The organism is Pseudomonas sp. NPDC090592 (genome assembly GCF_044769185.1).
Classification (GTDB): domain Bacteria; phylum Pseudomonadota; class Gammaproteobacteria; order Pseudomonadales; family Pseudomonadaceae; genus Aquipseudomonas.
Genome location: NZ_JBIVXJ010000014.1, coordinates 145267 through 171177, shown reverse-complemented (window position 1 = coordinate 171177; position 25911 = coordinate 145267). Strand labels below are relative to the sequence as shown.

General features: G+C 60.3%; 21 protein-coding genes and 2 tRNA genes. 1 reads left to right on the top strand and 22 read right to left on the bottom strand.

Annotation, left to right across the window (positions count from 1 at the left end; all coding sequences use genetic code 11):
- Window positions 1-183 precede the first annotated feature (183 nt).
- The 15 genes from pnp to rlmE all read right to left on the bottom strand — a co-directional run bounded on the left by pnp (window position 184) and on the right by rlmE (window position 15540).
- Window positions 184-2289 (bottom strand): polyribonucleotide nucleotidyltransferase, encoded by a 2106-nt coding sequence (gene pnp, locus ACIQUI_RS15175; protein WP_391135215.1) that lies wholly within the window; start codon window positions 2287-2289, stop codon window positions 184-186.
- A 250-nt stretch (window positions 2290-2539) separates the two neighbouring features.
- Window positions 2540-2809, bottom strand: coding sequence for a 30S ribosomal protein S15 (gene rpsO, locus ACIQUI_RS15170; protein ID WP_012274241.1), 270 nt, complete (start codon window positions 2807-2809; stop codon window positions 2540-2542).
- Between the two features lie 147 nt (window positions 2810-2956).
- Window positions 2957-3874, bottom strand: coding sequence for a tRNA pseudouridine(55) synthase TruB (truB, locus tag ACIQUI_RS15165; RefSeq protein WP_391135218.1), 918 nt, complete (start codon window positions 3872-3874; stop codon window positions 2957-2959).
- Between the two features lie 3 nt (window positions 3875-3877).
- Window positions 3878-4276, bottom strand: coding sequence for a 30S ribosome-binding factor RbfA (gene rbfA, locus ACIQUI_RS15160; protein WP_391135221.1), 399 nt, complete (start codon window positions 4274-4276; stop codon window positions 3878-3880).
- Between the two features lie 118 nt (window positions 4277-4394).
- Window positions 4395-6923, bottom strand: coding sequence for a translation initiation factor IF-2 (gene infB, locus ACIQUI_RS15155; protein ID WP_403199887.1), 2529 nt, complete (start codon window positions 6921-6923; stop codon window positions 4395-4397).
- A gap of 27 nt (window positions 6924-6950) precedes the next feature.
- Window positions 6951-8432, bottom strand: coding sequence for a transcription termination factor NusA (gene nusA / locus ACIQUI_RS15150; RefSeq protein WP_403199884.1), 1482 nt, complete (start codon window positions 8430-8432; stop codon window positions 6951-6953).
- Between the two features lie 59 nt (window positions 8433-8491).
- Entirely contained in the window at window positions 8492-8950 is a 459-nt protein-coding gene (gene rimP, locus ACIQUI_RS15145) for a ribosome maturation factor RimP (protein WP_060509592.1), read from the bottom strand.
- A gap of 130 nt (window positions 8951-9080) precedes the next feature.
- Window positions 9081-9157 (bottom strand) — tRNA-Met (locus ACIQUI_RS15140).
- Between the two features lie 100 nt (window positions 9158-9257).
- Window positions 9258-9343, bottom strand: a tRNA-Leu gene (locus tag ACIQUI_RS15135).
- 21 nt (window positions 9344-9364) lie between these two features.
- A complete protein-coding gene (gene secG / locus ACIQUI_RS15130; protein WP_391135231.1) occupies window positions 9365-9763 on the bottom strand; it encodes a preprotein translocase subunit SecG in 399 nt (132 codons plus the stop codon).
- 4 nt (window positions 9764-9767) lie between these two features.
- Window positions 9768-10523, bottom strand: a complete 756-nt coding sequence (tpiA, locus tag ACIQUI_RS15125; RefSeq protein ID WP_403199881.1) for a triose-phosphate isomerase — start codon at window positions 10521-10523, stop codon at window positions 9768-9770.
- A gap of 65 nt (window positions 10524-10588) precedes the next feature.
- On the bottom strand, window positions 10589-11929 hold the full coding sequence (gene glmM, locus ACIQUI_RS15120) for a phosphoglucosamine mutase (RefSeq protein ID WP_403199879.1): 1341 nt from the start codon (window positions 11927-11929) through the stop codon (window positions 10589-10591).
- 16 nt (window positions 11930-11945) lie between these two features.
- Window positions 11946-12797, bottom strand: a complete 852-nt coding sequence (gene folP / locus ACIQUI_RS15115; protein ID WP_403199877.1) for a dihydropteroate synthase — start codon at window positions 12795-12797, stop codon at window positions 11946-11948.
- A gap of 8 nt (window positions 12798-12805) precedes the next feature.
- A complete protein-coding gene (gene ftsH, locus ACIQUI_RS15110) occupies window positions 12806-14710 on the bottom strand; it encodes an ATP-dependent zinc metalloprotease FtsH (RefSeq protein ID WP_403199874.1) in 1905 nt (634 codons plus the stop codon).
- A 203-nt stretch (window positions 14711-14913) separates the two neighbouring features.
- Complete coding sequence (gene rlmE, locus ACIQUI_RS15105) at window positions 14914-15540, bottom strand: 23S rRNA (uridine(2552)-2'-O)-methyltransferase RlmE (RefSeq protein WP_012274251.1); 627 nt, start codon at window positions 15538-15540, stop codon at window positions 14914-14916.
- 102 nt (window positions 15541-15642) lie between these two features.
- Between rlmE and yhbY the strand changes: the two genes are divergently transcribed.
- Window positions 15643-15951: a ribosome assembly RNA-binding protein YhbY gene (gene yhbY / locus ACIQUI_RS15100; RefSeq protein WP_003249945.1), complete on the top strand. Its 309-nt coding sequence runs from the start codon at window positions 15643-15645 to the stop codon at window positions 15949-15951.
- 129 nt (window positions 15952-16080) lie between these two features.
- Here the strand turns inward: yhbY and ACIQUI_RS15095 are convergent, their stop codons facing one another.
- The 7 genes from ACIQUI_RS15095 to dnaK form a co-directional block, all read right to left on the bottom strand.
- Window positions 16081-16530, bottom strand: coding sequence for a hypothetical protein (locus tag ACIQUI_RS15095; protein WP_012053750.1), 450 nt, complete (start codon window positions 16528-16530; stop codon window positions 16081-16083).
- Window positions 16508-16990 carry a transcription elongation factor GreA gene (gene greA / locus ACIQUI_RS15090; protein WP_189654514.1) on the bottom strand — a complete coding sequence of 161 codons (483 nt, stop codon included), beginning with the start codon at window positions 16988-16990 and terminating at the stop codon, window positions 16508-16510. The genes ACIQUI_RS15095 and greA overlap by 23 nt, the downstream gene beginning before the upstream one ends.
- A complete protein-coding gene (gene carB / locus ACIQUI_RS15085) occupies window positions 16987-20208 on the bottom strand; it encodes a carbamoyl-phosphate synthase large subunit (protein ID WP_403199869.1) in 3222 nt (1073 codons plus the stop codon). Before carB ends, greA begins: the two co-directional genes overlap by 4 nt.
- A gap of 105 nt (window positions 20209-20313) precedes the next feature.
- The gene (carA, locus tag ACIQUI_RS15080) at window positions 20314-21450 is read right to left on the bottom strand and encodes a glutamine-hydrolyzing carbamoyl-phosphate synthase small subunit (protein ID WP_391135252.1); all 1137 of its coding nucleotides are present in this window, start codon (window positions 21448-21450) and stop codon (window positions 20314-20316) included.
- Between the two features lie 327 nt (window positions 21451-21777).
- Complete coding sequence (dapB, locus tag ACIQUI_RS15075; protein WP_016712092.1) at window positions 21778-22581, bottom strand: 4-hydroxy-tetrahydrodipicolinate reductase; 804 nt, start codon at window positions 22579-22581, stop codon at window positions 21778-21780.
- Between the two features lie 13 nt (window positions 22582-22594).
- Window positions 22595-23716 carry a molecular chaperone DnaJ gene (gene dnaJ, locus ACIQUI_RS15070; RefSeq protein WP_403199864.1) on the bottom strand — a complete coding sequence of 374 codons (1122 nt, stop codon included), beginning with the start codon at window positions 23714-23716 and terminating at the stop codon, window positions 22595-22597.
- Window positions 23717-23910: 194 nt separating this feature from the next.
- Complete coding sequence (gene dnaK, locus ACIQUI_RS15065; protein WP_403199862.1) at window positions 23911-25836, bottom strand: molecular chaperone DnaK; 1926 nt, start codon at window positions 25834-25836, stop codon at window positions 23911-23913.
- Window positions 25837-25911 lie beyond the last annotated feature (75 nt).

Here is a 25911-nt window from a genome sequence, read left to right as displayed (position 1 = left end):
CAAGGGCATTTGGCCTGGATGCCATTTCGTGAGTGAGGGACAGTGCTTTTGCTAGGCGCATAAAAAATCCGATGCTCGTTTCCAAGCATCGGATTGTGCGGCCTACGGGCTAAAGCTCAAAGCGTCAGTCTTAACTGACTGGTATTACCCCGAAGGGCCCTTTTCCTGTTGCGATGCAATCGCTTACACGCCCGAGGCCTTGGCCGCGGCAACGTCCTTGATCGACAGCTTGATACGGCCGCGGTTGTCCACGTCCAGTACCAGTACTTCAACTTCCTGGCCTTCTTTCAGGATGTCGGTGACTTTCTCGACGCGAGCATCGCTCAGCATGGAGATGTGCACCAGGCCGTCCTTGCCAGGCAGGATGTTGACGAAGGCGCCGAAGTCGACGATGCGCTCAACCTTGCCGACGTAGATCTTGCCGATCTCGGCCTCGGCAGTGATGCCCAGGATGCGCTGCTTGGCAGCATCTGCCGCTTCCTTGGTTTCGCCGAAGATCTTGATCGAGCCATCGTCTTCGATATCGATCGAAGCTTTGGTCTCTTCGCAGATGGCGCGAATGGTGGCGCCGCCTTTACCGATGACGTCACGGATCTTGTCGGTGTCGATCTTCATCGCGATCATGGTTGGGGCGTTGGCCGACAGCTCGGTACGCGACTGACCAATGATCTGGTTCATCTGGCCGAGGATGTTCAGGCGCGCTTCCAGGGCTTGGCCCAGGGCGATTTCCATGATCTCTTCGGTGATGCCGTTGATCTTGATGTCCATCTGCAGCGCAGTGACGCCTTTGGCGGTACCGGCTACCTTGAAGTCCATGTCGCCCAGGTGGTCTTCATCACCCAGGATGTCGGTCAGAACGGCGAACTTCTCGCCTTCCTTGACCAGGCCCATGGCGATACCGGCAACCGGCGCCTTCATTGGCACACCGGCATCCATCAGGGCCAGGGAAGCACCGCAGACCGAAGCCATGGAGCTGGAGCCGTTGGATTCGGTGATTTCCGAAACCACGCGGATGGTGTACGGGAACACGTCAGCAGCAGGCAGCATGGCCTGGACCGAACGGCGGGCCAGTCGGCCGTGACCGATTTCACGACGGCCAGCACCACCCATGCGACCACACTCACCTACCGAGAACGGTGGGAAGTTGTAGTGCAGCATGAAGGGGTCTTTCTTCTCGCCTTCGAGGGTATCCAGCAGCTGTGCGTCACGGGCAGTACCCAGGGTCGCAACGACCAGTGCCTGGGTTTCGCCACGGGTGAACAGTGCCGAACCGTGGGTCTTCGGCAGAACACCCACTTCGATGTTCAGCGGACGAACAGTCTTGGTGTCACGGCCGTCGATACGTGGCTTGCCGTTGACGATGTTTTCGCGAACGGTGCGGTATTCGATTTCGCCGAAGATTTCTTTCACTTCGGAAGCCGATGGCTGGCCTTCTTCACCGGAGAACTTGGCGATCGCCTGATCGCGCAGCTCGCCCAGGCGCGCATAGCGGTCAGCCTTGACGGTGATGGTGTAGCCCTGCGAAACGCCTTCGCCGAATTCGGCGCGGATGGCGTTGAACAGCTCAGTGTTGGCAACAGCCGGTTTCCAGTCCCAGGTTGGCTTGCCAGCTTCAGCAGCCAGCTCTTTGACAGCCTGGATAACAGCCTGGAATTCGTCATGGGCGAACAGTACGGCGCCCAGCATCTGGTCTTCGGTCAGCTCTTGAGCTTCCGATTCAACCATCAGCACAGCGTCCGAGGTACCGGCAACGACCATGTCCAGGCTCGAAGCGGCCAGTTGCTCGTAAGTCGGGTTCAGCAGGTAGCCGGTGCTTTCGTGGAAGGCAACGCGGGCGGCGCCGATCGGGCCTTCGAACGGAATACCGGAAATGGCCAGGGCAGCCGAGGTACCGATCATCGCAGCGATGTCCGGGTCGGTCTTCTTGCTGGTGGAAACCACGGTGCAGACAACCTGCACTTCGTTCATGAAGCCTTCCGGGAACAGCGGACGGATCGGACGGTCGATCAGACGCGAAGTCAGGGTCTCTTTCTCGGAAGGACGGCCTTCACGCTTGAAGAAACCACCAGGGATCTTACCGGCAGCGTAGGTCTTTTCCTGATAATGAACAGAAAGAGGGAAGAAGCCTTTGCTTGGGTCTGCATGCTTGGCGCCGACCACGGTCACCAGCACGGTGACATCGTTATCGACGGTAACCAGCACTGCGCCGGTTGCCTGACGGGCAATACGGCCCGTTTCGAGAGTAACGGTCGATTGACCGAACTGGAAAGTCTTGATTACCGGGTTCACGGTTTCCTACCTTTTTCAGTGGCTCTTGGGGGAACTGGTTTCTTGCGAATTCTTGGGCAGAACGGGGAATCGGCCCCATTGACCGTCCAGATACAACACGAGGCTGGGAGCCTGGCTGAAGAGCGGAAAACCGCTCGACTTCACCAGGCTGCCAACCTCGGAGATACGCATGGCATGCCCATAGACAACGCTGCCAGGCAGCGCTGCCAATGCATGAGACACGCCATGCACACCACTGACCAGGCCGCTATTAGCGACGCAGGCCCAGGCGACCGATCAGGGCGCTGTAACGAGTGGTGTCTTTGCCCTTCAGGTAGTCCAGCAGCTTACGACGCTGGTTAACCATGCGGATCAGGCCACGACGCGAGTGGTGGTCTTTACCGTTGGCCTTGAAGTGGCCTTGCAGCTTGTTGATGTTCGCGGTCAGCAGAGCAACCTGAACTTCCGGGCTACCAGTGTCGCCAGCAGCTTGCTGGAAGTCGGTAACGATTTGAGCTTTTTCTTCAACGCTGAGGGCCATTTGGCTTCTCCTGATAACGGATCCCGCTAGCGGGGTCCAATAGGCCAGGGACAAATCCCTGTATTAATAAAAAAGGTGTGACCGTGCCTACTGACAGCCACCCTTGTTCCCGTAGGGCTCGGCCAAAGCCTTACCCTGCGGTTTCGGTCATTCCGACCGAATCAGCCGACGTGGCGCAATGCGCCCGTCTTCGCTCACTTCACCGATACCGATGAAGCGTGCATTGTGATCCTGTACCCGGACCATGCCAAATTGTGGCGCGTCCGGCGCACGTACCGCCTGACCATGCAGCCAGTAGAACGCACTGTGTTCGGACAGGCTGACCATGGGCCAGTCCTGCAAACCGCTGTCCGATGGCATCAGGAAGCGATCAAGCGCTTCATTGCCACCTTCGGCGTGAGCTTGCTCAAGTTCCTCGAGGGTAACCGTCTGTGCCAGCGCAAAGGGGCCGGCCTGGGTCCTGCGCAGTTCGGCGACATAGGCACCGCAGCCAAGGGCCTCGCCGATATCCTCCACCAGGGTGCGGATATAGGTGCCTTTGCTGCATCCTACGCTCAGCCGTGCACGGGTGCCTTCACACTCGAGCAACTCCAAGCGGTTAATAGTAACAGAACGCGCCTCGCGCTCCACTACCTCTCCTGCACGCGCCAGTTTGTAAAGCGGCTGGCCGTCACGCTTGAGCGCCGAGTACATCGGCGGTATCTGGCTGATCGGGCCACGAAAACGTGGCAGCAGCGCTTCGATGTCGGCGCGACCAACGGTCACATCGCGGGTCTGCAGCACTTCACCTTCGGCATCGCCGGTGTTGGTAGTCTGCCCCATCTGCATGACGGTTTCGTAGCCCTTGTCGGAATCGAGCAGGTACTGCGAAAACTTGGTCGCTTCGCCGAAGCACAATGGCAGCACGCCAGTTGCCAACGGGTCGAGGCTGCCGGTGTGGCCGGCCTTTTCAGCATTGAGCAACCAGCGCACCTTTTGCAGTGCGGCGTTGGAGGTAAAGCCCAGCGGCTTGTCGAGCAGGATGATGCCGCTGACGTTGCGGCGGATACGTTTGACCTGGGCCACCGATTACTCCTCGGCGTCCGTCTTGTCGGCATCCTTGTGCAGGCGGTCTTCGGCCACTGCACGCTCGATCAGCGCCGACAGGTGCACACCGCGGCTGACGCTTTCATCGAAGTGGAAGTGCAGCTGCGGCACGCTACGCAGTTGCATCGAGCGGCCCAGGTGCAAACGCAGGAAGCTGGCAGCGCTGTTCAGCGCCTTGAGCGACTGCTGCACGGCATCCGGGGTTTCTTCGCCCATGACGGTGATGAACACCTTGGCGTGGCCCAGGTCGCGACTGACGTCCACGGCAGTGATGGTCACCAGGCCGACACGCGGGTCCTTGACTTCGCGACGAATCAGCTCGGCCAGCTCGCGCTGCATCTGATCGCCAATACGTTGGGTACGGCTATATTCTTTGGCCATTCTTGCTACCTGTAACTTAAAGCGGCAAACGCCCGGTCAGACCAATGCCTGACCGGGCGCTACCTGAAGAGGTGCTGAAAACCGCCGCGTAGAGCAGCGGTTTGCAGCCAGCTCACCCTTAAAGGGTACGAGCAACCTGGACTTTCTCGAAGACTTCGATCTTGTCGCCGACCTTGACGTCGTTGTAGCTCTTGACGCCAATACCGCACTCCATGCCGTTACGCACTTCGGAGGCGTCGTCCTTGAAGCGACGCAGCGATTCCAGCTCGCCTTCGAAGATAACCACGTCTTCGCGCAGAACGCGGATCGGACGGTTGCGGTACACGGTACCTTCGATGACCATACAGCCAGCGATGGCGCCGAACTTCGGCGAACGGAACACGTCACGCACTTCGGCGACACCCAGGATGTTCTCGCGAACATCGCTGCCGAGCATGCCGGTCAGGGCCTTCTTGACGTCTTCGATGATGTCGTAGATCACGTTGTAGTAACGCATATCCAGACCTTCCTGCTCGACGATCTTGCGCGCGCCGGCATCGGCACGCACGTTGAAGCCGAACAGTACTGCATTCGAAGCCAGCGCCAGGTTGGCATCGCTTTCGGTGATACCACCAACGCCGCCACCAATCACGCGTACCTGAACTTCGTCGTTACCCAGACCGCCGAGCGAGCCCTGCAGTGCTTCCAGGGAACCACGCACGTCGGTCTTGAGGACGATGTTGAGGGTCTTCTTCTCTTCCTGACCCATGGTCTCGAAGATGTTTTCCAGCTTGCCGGCGTGAGCACGGGCCAGCTTGACCTCGCGGTACTTGCCTTGACGGAACAGGGCAACTTCACGTGCCTTCTTCTCGTCGGCAACCACGGACAGCTCGTCACCGGCTTCCGGGGTACCATCCAGGCCGAGGATTTCGACCGGGATCGACGGGCCGGCTTCCTTCACAGGCTTGCCGTTCTCGTCGAGCATGGCACGCACGCGGCCATAGTTGGAACCGCACAGGACCATGTCGCCCTGACGCAGGGTACCGTCCTGAACCAGGATGGTTGCCACTGGGCCACGGCCCTTGTCCAGGCGCGATTCGACAACCACACCACGACCTGGAGCGGTCGGGGTTGCAGTCAGTTCGAGGATCTCGGCCTGCAGCAGGACGGCTTCGAGCAGTTCGTCGACGCCGGTACCCATCTTGGCCGATACCTTGACGAACGGCGTGTCACCACCCCAATCCTCGGAGGTAACGCCTTCGACGGCCAACTCGTTACGGATGCGATCGAGGTCGGCACCCGGCTTGTCGATCTTGTTGACTGCAACCACCAGCGGAACGCCAGCTGCCTTGGCATGCTGAACGGCTTCGCGGGTTTGCGGCATCACGCCGTCGTCCGCTGCCACCACCAGGATGACGATGTCGGTCGCCTTGGCACCACGTGCACGCATCTGAGTGAACGCAGCGTGGCCCGGGGTATCGAGGAAGGTGACCATACCGCGATCGGTTTCCACGTGGTAAGCACCGATGTGCTGGGTGATACCACCGGCTTCGCCAGCGGCAACCTTGGCACGACGGATGTAGTCGAGCAGCGAGGTCTTACCATGGTCAACGTGACCCATGACGGTAACGACCGGCGCACGCGACTCGGTCTGGCCTTCGAACTTCAGCGATTCGGCCAGGGAGTCTTCCAGTGCGGTATCGCTGACCAGGGTGACCTTGTGGCCCAGCTCTTCTGCGATCAGCTGAGCGGTTTCCTGGTCAAGTACCTGGTTGATGGTAACCGGAGTGCCCATCTTGAACATGAACTTGACCACTTCAGCGCCCTTGACGGACATCTGGTTGGCCAGTTCCGAGACCGTGATGGTCTCGCCGATGGTCACGTCACGGATGACGGGGCCGGTCGGGTTCTGGAAGCCGTGCTGGTTGCGCTTCTTCAGCTTGCTCTTGCCACCACGGCCACGACGAGCGCCATCGCTCTCTTCGTCGGTGGTGCGTGGAGCGGCACGTGGAGTCGGCGCCTTTTCCTTCTCCTTGACCTTGACCTTGATCGACACACGCGGAGCCTCGCCACGACGACGGTCGTCATCGCGGGTGCGGCTTTCGTTGCGACGGGTCTCGTCCTTCTTACGCTCGGCAGCGCGGGCTGCGGCGTCTTCGGACGCAGGTGCGTCGGCGACTACCGGGGCTGGAGCAGCGGCTGGTGCCGGCTCTGGCTTGGCTGCAGGCGCCGGGGCGGCTGCAGGCGCTTCGGCGGCCTGACGGCGAGCCTGCTCTTCGTTGCGCTGGCGAACTTCGGCGTCAACCTTGTCGCGAGCAGCGTTTTCAGCCGCGCGGCGCTCATCCAGTTCACGCTTCTGCTCAGCCTGGATCTCTTCCGGGCTGCGCTGCACGAATACTTTCTTCTTGCGTACTTCTACGCTGATGCTTTTGCTACCGGCGACACGAAGGGTGCTGGTGGTTTTGCGCTGCAAGGTAATCTTGCGCGGCTCTTCCGCCTTGCTCTTGTGGCTGCTTTTCAAATGAGTCAGCAGGGTCTGCTTCTCATTGTCGGTCACTACCTGACCGGCGTCGGTGTGCGGCAGACCTGCCTCACGCATCTGCTGCAGCAGGCGCTCTACCGGTGCCTCGACCTCTTGGGCCAGTTCTTTCACCGTGACTTGCGTCATGCACTTCTCTCCTCAGGCCGCGCCTAATTACTCGAACCAGTGGGCTCGGGCGGCCATGATCAACTTGCCGGCACGCTCTTCGTCGATGCCGTCGATGTCGAGCAGATCGTCGATCGACTGCTCGGCCAGGTCTTCGCGGTTAACCACGCCGCGCACCGCCAGTTCAGCCGCCAGGTCCTTGTCCATGCCCTCAAGGGAGAGCAGGTCTTCGGCCGGGTGGGCGTCTGCCAGTTTTTCTTCGGTAGCGATGGCCTTGGTCAACAAACGGTCCTTGGCTCGAGCGCGGAGCTCATTGACGATATCTTCGTCAAAGCCATCGATGTTGAGCATTTCTTCCAACGGTACGTAGGCAATTTCTTCAAGGCTGGTGAAGCCTTCGTCGACCAGCACTTGGGCCAGCTCCTCGTCGACTTCCAGTTCTTCGATGAAATTGCGCAGGATGTCACCGGTTTCGGCCTGTTGCTTGGCCTGGATGTCCTTCTCGGTCATCACGTTCAGGGTCCAGCCAGTCAGCTGACTGGCCAGGCGAACGTTCTGACCGCCACGGCCAATGGCCTGGGCCAGGTTGTCCTCGGCGACGGCGATGTCCATGGCATGGGCATCTTCATCAACGATGATCGCCGCGACTTCAGCCGGCGACATGGCGTTGATAACGAACTGCGCCGGGTTATCGTCCCACAGGACGATATCCACACGCTCACCACCCAGCTCCCCGGATACGGCCTGGACGCGCGAACCACGCATGCCGATACAGGCGCCTTGCGGGTCGATACGCTTGTCCTTGGAGCGGACGGCGATCTTGGCTCGCGAACCCGGATCACGGGAAGCAGCCATGACTTCGATGAGGCCCTCGGCAATTTCCGGCACTTCAATGCGGAAAAGCTCGATCAGCATCTGCGGCGCGGTGCGCGACAGGATCAGCTGTGGGCCACGGTTTTCAGTGCGAATTTCCTTGAGCAGCGCACGCAGGCGCACGCCGACACGGAAGGTTTCACGCGCAATGATGTCTTCGCGAGCCAGCAAGGCCTCGGCGTTGTTGCCCAGGTCAACGATGACGTTGTCGCGGGTAACCTTTTTGACGGTACCGGAAATGATCTCGCCGACACGCTCACGGTAGGCATCGACCACCTGGGCACGTTCGGCCTCACGGACCTTCTGCACGATGACCTGCTTGGCGGTCTGGGCGGCGATACGACCGAATTCAATGGACTCGATCTTCTCTTCGATCACGTCACCAACCTTGGCTTCAGGGTGGGTGTCCTTGATCTTGTCCAGCCAGGTCTCGATTGCCGGATCATCAAGATCGGCTTCGTCGACCACGGTCCAGCGACGGAATGTCTCGTAGCTACCGGTGTGGCGGTTGATTTCCACACGCAGATCGACTTCGTCTTCAAAACGTTTTTTGGTCGCAGTGGCCAGGGCCACTTCCAGCGCTTCGAAAATGACGCCGGGCGGTACACCTTTTTCGTTGGATACCGATTCAACAACCAGCAGTACTTCTTTGCTCATCGTACGCCTCGCCTTGCGCAAGCCATTGGGCCCGGATAGTCCGCCGGGCCCGGCACGTCTCAGTCAAAACTGGGAATAATATTGGCCTTGTCGATCGAGTCGATCGGCAGAAGGAATTCCTGGTTGTCCACCTGGACCACCACGTCCTGCTCCTCCACACCGCGGAGAAGGCCCTGGAAGTTACGACGACCCTCGAAGGGTGAGCGCAGCTTGATCTTCACTTGTTCGCCGGCATGCGAGGCAAACTGTTCCAGAGTGAACAGTGGGCGATCCATGCCTGGAGAAGACACCTCGAGGGTGTACTCACTGCTGATTGGATCTTCCACATCGAGAATGGCGCTGGCCTGACGGCTGACCGCTTCGCAGTCGTCCACCAGAATGCCGTCTTCCTTGTCGATGTAGATGCGCAGTACCGAATGCTTACCCTGGGAAACGAACTCGATCCCCCAGCACTGATAGCCCAGACCCTCGACAACCGGGGCCAACAAGGCCTGCAACTGTTCTAGCTTGCTCGACACCTGAACCCCCTCGTGCATGCTGTGCAAATAAAAAATGGGCGAAGCGCCCATCCCTGAAAGCGCCGTTGGACAACGACGCCGAATACTGTTCGGTTAGCAAAAAGCCCCTGAAAAGGGGCTCCGCTGAAGCTGGTTGCGGGGGCTGGATTTGAACCAACGACCTTCGGGTTATGAGCCCGACGAGCTACCAAGCTGCTCCACCCCGCGACAAAGCTGGGGCGAAAGTATAAGACCGAACCCTATCTAGGGTCAAATCCGAACCTTCACCTGCAAGAAAGCCCGCTAAAGCGGGCTCTCATGCTTCAATTGGTACCGAGAAGGGGACTCGAACCCCTACACCCTATGGGCACAACCACCTCAAGGTTGCGTGTCTACCAATTCCACCACCTCGGCAATACTACTTCTTGAAACCCGTTACTTCTGCTCTTCTGCCGGAGGAGGTACATCACCAGTGTTAGTGGTGGTTTCGCTCTTCTGCTGCTGGAGCACCGGTACATCATCATTAACTGCCGGTTTCTGCGGCTCTTTCACTTCTAGCACCGCTGGATCTGGAAGACCTGCTTGGCTAAGCTGGTGAGCTTGTTGCTTCGCGAAGTATCCTAACCCAAGTGCTGTCAAAAAGAAAGTGGCAGCGAGTATAGCAGTTAATTTACTTAGGAACGTTGCAGAACCCTGGCTCCCGAACACGGTATTTGAAGCACCCGCGCCGAAAGATGCACCTGCTTCCGCACCCTTACCCTGTTGCAACAGAACCAGCACTACAAGCGACAGCGCTGCCAACAGATGAAAAACAACGATGACTGTTTCCAGCATTTGTTCAGTTTCCTGCGGCGCGACAAATTGCACCGAATTCGTCTGCGTTCAGGGAAGCCCCACCAATGAGCCCCCCATCGATATCCGGCATGCCGAACAGTTCGGCCGCATTGGCCGCCTTCACGCTGCCGCCGTAGAGCAACTGCACCTTCGCAGCTACTTCAGCATCTTCTGCCGCCAGCTGGCTGCGGATGGCGGCGTGCACATCCTGGGCCTGCTGTGGCGTGGCCGTGAGGCCGGTGCCAATGGCCCATACAGGCTCATAGGCAATTACTGCATTGGCAAAAGCCTTAACACCGAATGCCTCGATGATACTGCTTAGTTGACGCCCGACAACTTCGAGCGTCTTGCCAGCCTCGCGCTCTTCAAGGGTTTCCCCGATACAAAGCACTGGCTTCAAACCTTTGGCCTGGGCAGCTGCAAATTTGCGATTGAGCACTTCGTCGGTTTCGCCAATGATCTGGCGACGCTCCGAATGACCAACCAACACCAACTTGCAACCTGCTTCGACCAGCTGCTCCGGAGCAACTTCCCCGGTCAACGCACCCTGTTCGGGTTGTACAGCAGAATTCTGTGCGCCAACAGTAATTTCTTTACCTGCCAGGCCATCAACCACTTGATTGATGAACAGGGCCGGTGGAAATACCGCGACTTCCACTCCGCTCGGCAAGGCGAGATTGCTCAAGCCTTTGGTCAGCTCAGCGACGCTAGCGCGGGTACCGTGCATCTTCCAGTTACCAGCTACCATAGGGCGACGCATGCTTTACCTCGTCGGTCAAAGTGGGCGCAGATCTTACCCAACCAGATCTGCGCTGGCAAGCGCCTTCAGACACAAACTTCGCTGACCAGTTTGGCCAATGCTTCAGCATGGGCACGCACCTGGCTTTCGTCTTCACCTTCGACCATGACCCGCACCAGCGGCTCGGTACCCGACTTGCGCAGCAGCACACGCCCGCGACCGGCCAAAGCCTCGGTCACACGGGCACTGGCCTCCCTGACTGCAGGGTGCTCCAGCGGATCGACCTTGCTCGCGCCGAAGCGCACGTTAATCAGTACCTGCGGGCACTTGCGCAGGGCCTGGCGCGCCTGCGCCAGGGTCTCACCACGGCGCTTGAGCGCCATCAGCACCTGCAGCGCGGCAATGATCGCGTCACCGGTGGTGGTGTGGTTGCAGCACACGACATGGCCGGAGTTTTCACCACCGATCAGCCACTCACGTTCCAGCAGCTCGGCCATGACGTAACGGTCACCGACCTTGGCACGCACGAACGGAATATCCAGATCCTTCAGTGCCAGCTCCAGGCCCAGGTTGCTCATCAGCGTACCCACTACACCGCCTTGCAGCTTGCCGCGGTCGTGCAGGTCCCGGGCAATGATGAACAGCAACTCGTCACCATCGACGATGGCGCCAGTGTGGTCGACCATCAACACGCGATCGCCGTCACCGTCGAAGGCAATACCGAGGTCGGCATGACCTACCAGTACGGCAGCCTGCAGCGATTCGATGTGGGTCGAGCCGCACCCTTCGTTGATGTTCAGGCCGTCCGGCTGTGCATGCAGCACGGTCACCTCGGCACCCAGCTCGCGGAACACGCTCGGCGCAACCTTGTACGTGGCGCCGTGGGCGCAGTCGACCACCAGCTTCAGGCCTTCAAAGCCGGTGCCGGTGGGCACACTGCTCTTGCAGAATTCGATATAGCGGCCGGCAGCATCGTTGATGCGCGAAACCTTGCCCAGCTTGCCCGAGTCGACAACGGTCATCGGCTGGTCAAGCAGCTCTTCGATCATCAGTTCGACTTCGTCCGGCAGCTTGGTGCCCTGGCCCGAGAAAAACTTGATGCCGTTGTCTTCGTGCGGGTTGTGCGAGGCACTGATGACAATGCCAGCCTGGGCATGGAAAGTACGAGTCAGGTAGGCAATGGCCGGCGTAGGCATGGGCCCCAGCAGCATCACGTCGGCACCCGCTGCGGCCAGGCCGGCTTCGAGTGCGGACTCGAACATGTAGCCGGAGATACGCGTGTCCTTGCCCACCAGCACGCGGCAATGGCCTTGCTTGCGGAAAGCCATGCCGGCCGCCCAACCCAGCTTCAGCATGAAGTCAGGCGTGATCGGGAATTCGCCGACGCGGCCACGAATGCCGTCGGTACCAAAGTATTTTCTGCTCATAGGGACTCCAATGTTCTTATTCGGCGTTTTGCACCGCAGCAATCATGCGCACTACATCGACAGTTTCGGCCACGTCATGGACACGAAGTATGCTCGCCCCCTTGGTCATGGCCAACGCCGCCAGCGCAAGGCTGCCGTACAAGCGCTCGCCGACCGGACGTTCCAGCGTCAGGCCGATCATGCTCTTTCGTGAAACACCCACCAGCAGTGGGCGCCCAAGGCGATAGAGCGCTTCCATGTGCTTGAACAGGCTCAGGTTGTGCGCCAGTGTCTTGGCAAAGCCAAAGCCCGGGTCAAGGATGATTCTGTTTGCTTCAATACCCGCTGCCGCACAGGCGGCCATACGCTGCTCAAGATAACGCGCCACGTCGGCGGTCACATCATCGTAATGCGGGTCGTCCTGCATGTTGCCCGGCTCGCCACGCATGTGCATGAGGCACACCGGCAGGCCGGTATCCGCTGCAGCATCCAGGGCGCCATCGCGCTCCAATGCCCGCACGTCATTGATGAGCCCGGCACCAAGACGGGCCGCCTCACGAATCACGGCAGGCGTAGAGGTATCGACCGAGATGACCACGTCGAGGCGGCTGTTGATGGCCTCGACCATGGGCGCGACACGCTCGAGCTCCTCGGTTACCGATACCGCCCGCGCACCGGGGCGCGTGGACTCACCACCGATGTCGATCAACGTGGCGCCGGCGGCAACCATCGCCTCGGCATGGCGCAAGGCCTCGTCGCGCTGGCTGAAACGCCCGCCATCGGAGAAGGAATCAGGGGTGATATTGAGAATACCCATGACATGGGTACGCGACAAATCAAGAACCCGGTTGCCGCAAGGCAACCGGGTCGGGTACTGCACTGAGCTCATAGATGCCCTTAGTGTTGAGCTGCTGGGCCGCCGATTGGCGATTCCGGACGGTCATTCTGGGCCGCAGGCGTACCCGAATCCTTGTCATCGTCCCAGTCACGCGGTTCGCGCGGCGTACGCCCGGCCATGATGTCGTCGATCTGATCGGAATCGATGGTCTCGTACTTCATCAGCGCTTCGGTCATCGCTTCGAGCTTGTCGCGGTTGTCGATCAGCAATTGCTTGGCTGTGGCATAGCACTGATCGATGATGCTGCGCACCTCGGAGTCAATCAGCTTGGCAGTCTCGCCGGAAACACTGGCGTGCTGGCTGCCGGCACTACGACCAAGGAACACCTCACCCTCTTCTTCTGCGTACATCAGCGGGCCGAGCTTCTCGGACAGCCCCCATTTGGTGACCATGTTACGAGCGATCTGGCTGGCACGCATGATGTCGTTGGACGCGCCGGTAGTGACACCATCGAAGCCCAGGGTCATCTCTTCGGCGATACGGCCACCGTACAGCGAGCAGATCTGGCTGATCAGCGCACGCTTGGACAGGCTGTAGCGGTCTTCTTCCGGCAGGAACATGGTCACGCCCAGGGCACGACCGCGCGGAATGATCGAAACCTTGTAGACCGGGTCGTGCTCAGGCACCAGGCGACCCACGATGGCGTGGCCCGCTTCATGGTAGGCCGTGTTGCGCTTTTCTTTCTCGGACATGACCATGGTCTTGCGCTCGGCGCCCATCATGATCTTGTCCTTGGCCAGCTCGAACTCTTTCATTTCGACCAGGCGCTTGTTGGAGCGCGCAGCAAACAGCGAAGCCTCGTTGACCAGGTTGGCCAGGTCGGCACCGGAGAAGCCCGGGGTACCACGGGCAATTACCGCCGGGTTGACGTTTTCGCCAACCGGCACCTTGCGCATGTGTACCTTGAGGATCTGTTCACGACCACGGATGTCCGGCAGGCCGACCACCACCTGGCGGTCGAAACGACCAGGGCGCAGCAGCGCCGGGTCCAGCACGTCCGGGCGGTTGGTGGCAGCGATGACGATGATGCCATCGTTCATCTCGAAGCCGTCCATTTCTACCAGCAACTGGTTGAGGGTTTGCTCGCGCTCGTCGTGACCGCCGCCCATGCCAGCGCCACGATGGCGACCCACGGCGTCGATCTCGTCAATGAAGATGATGCATGGAGCGTGCTTCTTGGCCTGCTCGAACATGTCGCGCACACGGCTGGCACCGACACCGACGAACATTTCCACGAAGTCCGAACCGGAAATGGTGAAGAACGGTACCTTGGCTTCGCCGGCAATGGCCTTGGCCAGCAGGGTCTTACCGGTACCGGGCGGGCCAACCATCAGCACGCCGCGCGGGATGCGACCACCCAGGCGCTGGAACTTGCCCGGGTCACGCAGGAACTCGACCAGCTCGCCCACTTCTTCCTTGGCTTCGTCGCAACCTGCAACGTCGGCCAATGTGGTCTTGACCTGGTCTTCGGACAGCAGGCGCGCCTTGCTTTTGCCGAAACTCATCGGCCCGCCCTTGCCCCCCGCGCCGCCTTGCATCTGGCGCATGAAGAACATGAACACGGCAATGATCACCAGAATCGGGAAGCTGGCGACCAGCAACTGCGTCCAGATGCTCTGCTGCTCGGGCTGCTTGCCTTCGACAACGACGTGGTTGTCGACCAGGTCACCGATCAGGCCATTGTCGGTAATGGCCGGGCGCACGGTCTTGAAGTTGTCGCCATCGGCGCGCTTGCCGGTAATGATGTAGCCGTCGACGGTCACACGCTCGACCTTGCCATCCTTGACCTGCTGGATGAAGTCGGAGTAGTTGAGGGTCTGCGGCTCGTTAGGGCTGGAGAAGTTGTTCATCACTGTCACCAGGACAGCTGCGATGATCAACCACAGGATCAGATTCTTTGCCATGTCGTTCAATTCGCTACCCTCTGAGGCCGGCGCACGACGCAGCCGTGCCTCGCATGATATTCATCGCCCTAACTTACTACATTACCTACGCAGCCGCAGGCACCGTCTGTAACCCTTTGTGAAAGCTAGACTACACGAAGTTCGGACAATCCTGACGCAGTGGCCGATTGGAATTAACTATCGGCCCCCCCGCTTCACGCCTTTCATGCCCCCTTGAAACCCCTGCCAAGCAGGTACTGCTCACGGGAACGGTCCCGCGACGACGATGGCTTGCGCATCTGCACCTTGTCGAACTTGCTGCGCACGTCCTTCAGGTACACGTCAAAACCTTCGCCCTGGAAAATCTTGATCAGGAAGTCGCCGCCGGGCTTGAGCACGCGGGTCGCCAGATCGAGGGCCAGTTCGCAGAGGAACATGGCACGCGGTATGTCCACCGCGGGCGTACCACTCATATTGGGGGCCATGTCGGAAATCACAAGGTCTACGTGCGAATCACCGACCGCTTCGAGAATGCGCTGCAGCACTTCGTCATGGGTGAAATCGCCCTGAATGAAGGTCACATCGGCGATCGAGTCCATTTCCAGAATGTCGGAAGCGATCAGCCTGCCTTGGCCACCAATCAGACGACTGGTCACCTGCGACCAGCCACCCGGGGCCGCACCAAGGTCGATTACGCTCATGCCGGGGCGGATCAGGCGGTCCTTCTCCTGGATCTCCAGCAGTTTGTAGCTGGCACGCGAACGGTAGCCATCCTTTTGCGCCTGCTTCACAAAAGGATCGTTGAAATGCTCTCGCAGCCAGTTTGCGCTGCTTTTGGAACGTTGTACCACGGGGCACCTCGATGATATGCGTCGTGATTGACTGGGCGGAGCCGGTGGCCCTCGGGTAAAATGCCAGTCAATTTTACAGAATCAGACGGAAAGGGTCAGATTATGCCGCTCAATAACGAGCAGAAGAAGCAATACAAGTCCATTGGTCATGACCTGAAGCCGGTCCTGATCGTTGCTGGCAACGGTTTGAATGAAGGCGTCATCGCCGAACTGGAACGTGCGCTGGTCGACCATGAGCTGATCAAGGTCGAAATTCGCTCGGAAGACCGCGAAGAACGTGCCGAAACCATTGCCGAGCTGTGCAAGGCCGGCCGTGCCGAGCTGGTGCAGACCATCGGCAAAAAAGCCCTGATCTACCGCAAGAACCCACAGCCGAACAAGCAGCTGTCCAACATCCACCGTTACAAGTAACGGCCGAGGGCTGCTGCGCAGCCCTGTGGGAGCTGGCTTGCCGGCGATGAAGGCAGCGCGGTGCTTGGCACCGGCTACGCCGGTGATCGCCGGCAAGCCAGCTCCCACAAGGGCCGCGAGACGACCTGGTCAGTGGCGCGGTGAACGCGCCCTGACCGGCACCGGCTGGGCCACCAGCACGATGCCGGAAAAGCCCAGTACCAGGAAGCAGAACATCTGCCAGCGCTCACCCACGGAAATACCGTAGCGCAAGGTGTAATACCCCACGCAGGCACCGAAGCCGAGCAACAGCATCTGCCCACGAAACTGCCGCCACCAGGCCGCCAGGCCGTCCACCCTTGCCAGCACTGCCAGCTGGGTCAACAAGCCAAGCAATGCCACGCCGATCAACCAGCGGTCGATCTGCCCGGCAATATCCTGCACCAGTAGCGGCGCCAGGCCACTGACCTTGAGCGCAGGCACCAGCCCCACGTGAAACACCCAAAGGCCTCCGACCCAGAAAACCTGGGCCAGTTGCCAGAGGATCCCCTCGAGGGATGGCGCCCGCAGGCGCCGGTCAGATGTGCTTGACTTCGACAATCTCGTACTCGACCGTGCCGCTAGGCGTCTTGACGACGACAATATCACCTTCTTCCTTGCCGATGATGGCACGGGCAATCGGCGCACCGGCCGAGAGCTTGCCCTTCTTGATGTCGGCTTCGTCCTCGCCAACGATCTGGTAGGTCACCTGGTCACCGGTTTCGGTGTTTTCCAGGTCTACGGTGGTGCCGAAGATGACCTTGCCGGTGTGGGCAATGGTGGTCACATCGATCACCACCGAGTTCTGCAGACGGCCTTCGATATCGCGGATACGCGCCTCGACCATGCCCTGCTCCTCGCGGGCGGCATGGTATTCGGCGTTTTCCTTGAGGTCACCCAGCTCGCGCGCTTCGCCGATTGCCTGGCTCAGGCGCGGGCGCTCGGTCTTGCTCAGGAACAGGTGCTCCTCTTCCAGGGCGCGAGCGCCCTGTACGGTCATCGGGTACTTGGTAATGCTCATGCTTTCAGTCCTGCATGCAGATCTTGCAAGCGGCGAACGGTCTTTTCCGGACCAAACTTCAGCGCTTCGCAGATGGCTTCACCGGCCGCAATGGTGGTGGTGCAGTAAATCTTGTGCTGCAGCGCATTGCGACGAATCGAGTAGGAATCGGCGATCGACTGGCGACCTTCGGTGGTGTTGATGATCAGCGACACTTCGTCGTTCTTGATCATGTCGACCACGTGCGGGCGACCTTCGGTCACTTTGTTCACACGGCGCACTTTCAGGCCAGCCGCTTCGATAACCTTGGCGGTGCCAGCAGTTGCAACCACTTCGAAGCCCAGGGCGATCAGGTCGCGGGCAACGCCAGCCACTTGCGGCTTGTCGTCGTCACGCACGCTGATGAACGCGGTACCGCCGGTCGGCAGCACTTCGCTGGCACCCATCTGGGCTTTGGCGAACGCTTCACCGAAGGTGTCACCGACACCCATGACTTCACCGGTCGATTTCATCTCAGGGCCGAGGATCGGGTCAACCCCTGGGAACTTGGCGAACGGGAAGACAGCTTCCTTGACGCTATAGAAGTTCGGGATGATTTCCTGGGTGAAGCCCAGTTCTTTCAGGGTTTTACCAGCCATTACGCGGGCGGCGATCATGGCCAGGGAAGTGCCGATGCACTTGGAAACGAATGGCACGGTACGCGAGGCGCGCGGGTTGACCTCGATCACGTAGATCTTTTCACCCTGCAGGGCCAGCTGCACGTTCATCAGGCCGACAACGCCCAGCTCCAGGGCCATTTTCTTGACCTGTACGCGGACTTCGTCCTGCACTTGCTTGCTCAGCGAGTAAGGTGGCAGCGAGCAGGCAGAGTCACCGGAGTGAACGCCGGCCTGCTCGATGTGCTGCATGATCGCGCCGATCACAACGTCGGTGCCATCGCACACCGCATCCACGTCCATCTCGATGGCGCAGTTGAGGAAGTGGTCGAGCAGTACCGGGCTGTCGTTGGAAACCTGGACCGCTTCACGCAGGTAGCGCTTGAGCTCGTCCAGTTCGTAGACGATTTCCATGGCACGGCCACCCAGCACGTAGGACGGGCGCACCACCAGCGGGTAACCGATTGCACCAGCAGCCTTGATGGCTTCGTCTTCGCTGCGAACGGTGGCGTTTGGCGGCTGCAGCAGGTTCAGGCGCTGCACCATCTGCTGGAAGCGCTCACGGTCTTCGGCGCGGTCAATGGCGTCCGGGCTGGTACCGATGATCGGTACGCCGGCTTCTTCCAGGGCACGGGCCAGTTTCAGCGGGGTCTGGCCACCGTAATGGACGATCACGCCTTTCGGCTTCTCGACGCGGCACACTTCCAGCACGTCTTCCAGGGTCAGCGGCTCGAAGTACAGGCGGTCGGAGGTGTCGTAGTCGGTGGAGACGGTTTCCGGGTTGCAGTTGACCATGATGGTCTCGTAACCGTCTTCACGCAGCGCCAGTGCGGCGTGTACGCAGCAGTAGTCGAACTCGATACCTTGGCCGATACGGTTCGGGCCACCACCCAAGATCATGATCTTGTCGCGGGTGGACGGGTTGGCCTCGCACTCTTCCTCGTAGGTGGAGTACAGGTAGGCGGTGTCGGTGGCGAACTCGGCGGCGCAGGTGTCGACGCGCTTGTACACCGGGAACACTTCCAGCTTGTGACGGTGGCGGCGCAGGTTCTTGTCGGTGATACCCAGCAGCACGGCCAGACGCTGGTCAGAGAAGCCCTTGCGCTTGAGGCGCAGCATGTAGTCCTTGTCGATCGCCGACAGGGCCAGGGTCTTGACCTTCTCTTCTTCCTTGATCAGGTCTTCCATCTGCACCAGGAACCACATGTCGATGCCGGTCAGATTGAAGATTTCTTCGCAGGTCATGCCCGAACGCATCGCGTCAGCCACATACCAGATACGCTCGGCGCCTGGCACGGTCAGCTCACGCTTGAGGATGCTGGCAGCTTCGGCGCTGGCCAGGTCGACTTTCGGGTCGAGGCCGCAGGCGCCAACTTCCAGGCCGCGCAGGGCTTTCTGCAGGGACTCCTGGAAGGTACGGCCGATGGCCATGACTTCACCCACGGATTTCATCTGGGTGGTCAGGCGGGCGTCGGCTTTCGGGAATTTCTCGAAGGCAAAGCGCGGCAGCTTGGTGACAACGTAGTCGATCGATGGCTCGAAGGACGCCGGGGTGCGGCCGCCGGTGATGTCGTTCTGCAGCTCGTCGAGGGTGTAGCCGATGGCCAGCTTGGCGGCGATCTTGGCGATCGGGAAGCCGGTGGCCTTGGAGGCCAGTGCCGACGAACGCGAAACACGCGGGTTCATCTCGATCACAACCATGCGACCGGTGTTCGGGCAGATACCGAACTGCACGTTGGAACCGCCGGTCTCGACACCGATTTCACGCAGCACCGCCAGCGAGGCGTTGCGCATGATCTGGTATTCCTTGTCGGTCAGGGTCTGTGCCGGGGCAACGGTGATCGAGTCACCGGTGTGCACACCCATCGGGTCGAAGTTTTCGATCGAGCAGACGATGATGCAGTTGTCCTTTTTGTCGCGGACCACTTCCATCTCGTACTCTTTCCAGCCGATCAGCGATTCGTCGATCAGCAGTTCCTTGGTCGGCGACAGGTCCAGACCACGGGTGCAGATTTCTTCGAATTCTTCACGGTTGTAGGCGATACCACCGCCCGTGCCGCCCATGGTGAACGACGGGCGGATGATGCATGGGAAGCCGAGCTTCTCGAGGACCGCATTGGCCTCTTCCATGCTGTGGGCGATACCGGAGCGCGGGCACTCCAGGCCGATATCCTTCATGGCCTTGTCGAAGCGCGAACGGTCTTCAGCCTTGTCGATGGTGTCGGCGTTGGCACCGATCATCTCTACGCCGAACTTTTCCAGAACGCCATGGCGCTCCAGGTCCAGGGCGCAGTTCAGGGCAGTCTGGCCACCCATGGTCGGCAGGACGGCGTCTGGGCGCTCTTTCTCGATGATCTTGGCCACCGACTGCCACTTGATCGGCTCGATGTAGGTGGCGTCGGCCATGGCCGGGTCGGTCATGATGGTGGCTGGGTTGGAGTTCACCAGGATGACGCGGAAACCTTCCTCGCGCAGGGCTTTGCAAGCCTGGGCGCCGGAGTAGTCGAATTCGCAGGCCTGGCCGATCACGATCGGGCCAGCGCCGAGAATCAGGATGCTTTTGATGTCTGTACGTTTTGGCATGGTTGTCACTCAAATCCGGGGTCAGTCGGCAAGCCGCTTTGAACAATCTGGGTCAGGCGCTTCCGGGCGCGGCGCAAGCCGGCCCGGGGCCTTGAAGCAGGATGCTCAGCGGCGCTTGGCCATGGCATCGGTGAAACGATCGAACAGTGGCGCGACGTCGGTCGGGCCTGGGCTCGCTTCAGGGTGGCCCTGGAAGCTGAACGCGCTCTTGTCGGTGCGCTCGATACCTTGCAGGGTGCCGTCGAACAGCGACTTGTGGATGGCGCGGACGTTGCCCGGCAGGGTGGCTTCGTCAACGGCAAAGCCGTGGTTCTGGCTGGTGATCATGACCACGCCAGTGTCCAGGTCCTGCACCGGGTGGTTGGCACCGTGGTGGCCATGGCCCATTTTCACGGTCTTGGCGCCGGACGCCAGGGCCAGCAGCTGGTGGCCAAGGCAGATGCCGAATACCGGAATCTCGGTTTCGAGGATTTCCTTGATCGCCTGGATGGCGTAGTCGCACGGCTCAGGGTCACCAGGGCCGTTGGACAGGAACACGCCGTCCGGGTTGAGTGCCAGCACTTCGCTGGCCGGGGTCTGGGCAGGCACCACGGTCACGCGGCAACCACGGGCCACCAGCATGCGCAGGATGTTCAGCTTGACGCCGTAGTCGAAGGCAACCACGTGGTACGGCAGGTCGGCAGCTTCGATGGTCGGGTGGCTGTCGGTTTTCAGTTCCCACACGCTGGAGCGCCACTCGTAGCGTTCCGTGGTGGAAACGACCTTGGCCAGGTCCATGCCCTTGAGGCCCGGGAAAGCGCGGGCAGCGGCGATGGCGGCTTCTTCGCTGATGTTGTCACCCGCCAGGATGCAACCATTCTGAGCGCCCTTTTCACGCAGGATACGGGTCAGGCGACGGGTGTCGATGCCAGCGATGGCAACGACGTTGTTGGCCTTGAGGTACTCAGGCAGCGACTGGGTGTTACGCCAGTTGCTGGCCAGCAGCGGCAGGTCACGGATGACCAGGCCAGCGGACCAGACACGGTTCGACTCGGCATCTTCCGGGGTAGTACCGGTGTTGCCGATGTGCGGGTAGGTCAGGGTAACGATTTGCTGCGCGTAGGAAGGGTCTGTAAGGATTTCCTGGTAGCCGGTCATAGCGGTGTTGAATACCACCTCACCAACGGTCTGACCGTCGGCACCAATGGCTTCACCGCGAAAAATACTGCCGTCGGCAAGGGCGAGTATGGCTGGCTTTGTCAAGAAGACCTCCCGTAAATCAAGCATGAAAGGGCGATCGCAGGTTGCAAAAAAGCGGAGTGACGTATGGACACGTCACCCCGCTTTCATGTGCTGAATTCAATTCGCTGCGCGCTTTTAGTGGACACACTAAAGCTGTAGCTTACAGAAAAGTGCGTTTTGGGTCTACCGCATATGTGTCTCTAAAACACATGAATGCGACAGGCTGACATCTGGGGTGGCTTCTTCGCGGGCTTGCCCGCTCCCACAGGGATCGCACAGGGCCTGAGCCTTGCACCAAACCTGTGGGAGCGGGCAAGCCCGCGAAGAAGCCAACACCGCTCTCAAGACTTAGTGCAGCTCGAGCACATCCTGCATGTCATACAGCCCAGGCTCACGCCCATCCAGCCACAGCGCCGCACGCACGGCACCCTTGGCAAAGGTCATGCGGCTGGAAGCCTTGTGGGTGATTTCCAGGCGCTCGCCTTCCGCGGCGAACAGCACGGTGTGGTCGCCGACCACATCACCGGCACGTACGGTGGCAAAGCCGATGGTCTTGCGATCACGCGCGCCGGTCTGCCCTTCGCGGCCATACACGGCCACTTCCTGAAGATCACGACCCAGCGCATTGGCAACCACTTCACCCATGCGCAGTGCAGTACCCGATGGGGCATCGACCTTGTGCCGGTGATGCGCCTCGATGATCTCGATATCGACATCATCGCCCAACACCCGGGCAGCCAGGTCAAGCAGCTTGAGGCTGAGGTTCACACCCACGCTGAAGTTGGCAGCGAACACAATGGGGATGTCCTTGCCAGCCTCAGCCAGCAGCTGCTTCTCTTCAACCGTAAAACCGGTGGTGCCGATGATCATCGCCTTACCGTGCTTGCGGCAGAATGCGAGGTTTTTCAGGGTCACCGAAGGGTGAGTGAAGTCGATCAGCACGTCGAATTCGTCGGCGACCTTGGCCAGGTCGTCGGACAACAACACGCCAATCCGGCCAAGCGCCGCCAGCTCACCGGCATCTGCCCCAACCAGCGAGCTGTCAGGGCGATCGATCGCCGCCGTCAACCCCGCACCCGGCGTTTGTTGCACGGCTTCGATAAGGGTCTTGCCCATCCGCCCCGCCGCGCCCATCACTGCAATACGTCGCATAGCCTTTTCCTTGTCAGAGATCGCCGAAGAAGCGCTTCACGCCATCGAACCAGCCACTGGCCTTGGGCGAGTGAGAGCTGTCACCTTCCAGCGAGTCACGCAGCTCTTCGAGCAGCTCGCGCTGGCGACGGCTGAGGTTGACCGGGGTTTCCACCGCCACACGGCACAGCAGGTCACCCGCACCACCGCCACGCACCGGCGCAACACCCTTGCCGCGCAGGCGGAACTGCTTGCCAGTCTGGGTGCCTTCCGGAATCTTCAGCTTCACACGACCATCCAGGGTCGGCACTTCCAGCTCGCCGCCCAGGGCCGCATCGGTGTAGCTGATCGGTACTTCGCAGTACAGGTGCTTGCCGTCACGCTGGAAGATCTCGTGCTCACGCACGCTGATAACCACATACAGGTCGCCGGTCGGGCCACCATGGGTACCGGCCTCGCCCTCGCCCGACAGGCGGATGCGGTCGCCAGTATCGACACCCGCCGGCACCTTGACCGACAGCGTCTTGTATTCCTCGACACGGCCCTCGCCGTGGCACGAGGTGCACGGGTCGGTAATGATCTTGCCCTGGCCATGGCAGCGCGGGCAGGTCTGCTGTACCGAGAAGAAGCCTTGCTGCATACGCACCTGACCGATGCCACCGCAAGTCGGGCAGGTCGACGGGGTCGAACCCTTCTTGGCGCCGGAGCCATCGCAAGGCTGGCAGTTGACCAGGGTAGGTACGCGGATGCTGACCGTGGTACCACGCACCGCTTCTTCCAGGTTCAGCTCCAGGGTGTAGCGCAGGTCGCTGCCACGCTGGGCACCGCCACGTCCGCCACCGCGGCCGCCACCAAAGAAATCGCTGAACACATCGCCGAAGATATCGGAGAAGTTGGCACCACCGAAGCCGGCACCACCACCCATGCTTGGGTCCACGCCGGCATGACCGTACTGGTCGAACGCCGCACGCTTGCTCGCGTCAGACAGCACTTCGTAGGCCTCATTGGCCTCCTTGAACTTGTCTTCCGACTCTTTGTCACCCGGGTTGCGGTCCGGGTGGTACTTCATCGCCAGACGGCGATAAGCCTTCTTGAGGTCAGCTTCGCTGGCGCCGCGCTCGACACCCAGAACCTCATAGTAATCACGCTTGGACATAGGTCATTTGCACCTTGTTGGGCGTCTGGCATCTGCGCCGCGCCATCAGCACCTGTCGCTCCTCCAGGAGCACTGACAGATACTGTAAAAATTCTCGAATTCCAGATACGCCAACGCGGGAGCAAGCCCCCGCGCGGCGACATCCTACCAGTTCACCGCCAAACGGCGGTGAACTGGCCGACAACATGCAACGATTACTTCTTGTCGTCGCCTTTCACTTCTTCGAACTCGGCGTCAACCACGTCATCGTGCTTGGCTTCCGGCTCGGCTTGCTGCGCGCCGCCCTGAGGCTGTTCAGCAGACTGCTCGGCGTACATCTTCTGAGCAACTGGAGCCGAAACCTTGGACAGCTCTTCGACCTTGGCATCGATGGCAGCCTTGTCGTCGCCTTTGACAGCGGCTTCCAGGGCAACCACGGCAGCTTCGATCGCGGTCTTCTCTTCAGCAGTGACCTTGTCACCCGCGTCAACGACCATCTTGCGAGTCGAGTGCACCAGCGCGTCACCCTGGTTACGGGCAGCGGCCAGCTCTTCGAACTTGCGGTCTTCCTCGGCGTTGGCCTCGGCGTCACGCACCATACGCTCGATTTCTTCGTCGGACAGGCCGGAGTTGGCCTTGATCACGATCGACTGAGCCTTGCCGGTGGCCTTGTCTTTGGCGCCGACGTGCAGGATGCCGTTGGCGTCGATGTCAAAGGTCACTTCGATCTGCGGTACACCGCGTGGTGCTGGCGGAATGTCAGCCAGGTCGAACTTGCCCAGCGACTTGTTCTGCGCAGCCTGCTTACGCTCACCCTGCAGCACGTGAATGGTCACGGCGCCCTGGTTGTCGTCGGCAGTCGAGAACACCTGCGACTTCTTGGTCGGGATGGTGGTGTTCTTCTCGATCAGCGCGGTCATCACGCCGCCCATGGTTTCGATACCCAGGGTCAGCGGGCTGACGTCCAGCAGCAGAACGTCTTTCACGTCACCGGCCAGTACGGCGCCCTGGATGGCAGCACCCATGGCCACGGCTTCGTCCGGGTTGACGTCCTTGCGCGCTTCTTTGCCGAAGAAGTCGGCAACGGCCTTCTGCACCATCGGCATACGGGTCTGGCCACCGACCAGGATCACGTCGTCGATCTTGCTGGCGTCGATGCCGGCGTCTTTCAAGGCGATGCGGCAAGGCTCGATGGTACGGTTGACCAGGTCTTCGACCAGCGACTCCAGCTTGGCGCGGGAGATCTTCACGTTCAGGTGCTTAGGACCGGTTGCATCTGCAGTGATGTACGGCAGGTTGACGTCGGTCGACTGAGCCGAGGACAGCTCGATCTTGGCCTTTTCAGCAGCTTCTTTCAGACGCTGCAGGGCCAGTGGATCGTTCTTCAGGTCCATGCCGGACTCTTTCTTGAACTCGTCGACGAGGTAGTCGATCAGGCGCATGTCGAAGTCTTCGCCACCCAGGAAGGTGTCGCCGTTGGTAGCCAGTACTTCGAACTGGTGCTCACCGTCGACTTCGGCGATTTCGATGACCGAAACGTCGAAGGTACCACCACCCAGGTCATAAACGATGACGGTGTGGTCGCCCTTGGCCTTGTCCATGCCGTAGGCCAGTGCAGCGGCAGTCGGCTCGTTGATGATGCGCTTTACGTCCAGACCAGCGATGCGACCGGCATCCTTGGTGGCCTGGCGCTGGCTGTCGTTGAAGTAGGCCGGAACCGTGATGACCGCTTCGGTGACAGGCTCGCCGAGGTAGTCTTCGGCGGTCTTCTTCATCTTTTTCAGGACTTCGGCGCTGATCTGTGGTGGCGCCATGTCCTTGCCGCTGGCCTGTACCCAAGCGTCGCCGTTACCGCCCTTGACGATCTTGTATGGCACCAGCTTGATGTCTTTCTGCACGACGTCTTCTTCGAAGCGGCGGCCGATCAGGCGCTTCACTGCGAACAGGGTGTTGTGCGGGTTGGTGACAGCCTGGCGCTTGGCCGACTGACCTACCAGGATTTCGCCATCGTTGGCGTAGGCCACGATCGAAGGGGTAGTACGCGCGCCTTCGGCGTTTTCGATGACCTTGACGTTACCGTTTTCCAGAATGGAGACGCACGAGTTGGTGGTCCCCAGGTCGATACCGATGATTTTGCCCATGTTAACTCTCCCGAAACTTGAATTTGGTGGCAGCGGCTACTTGTGGCCAACTGCGGTAATACTTGAACGCTTGAC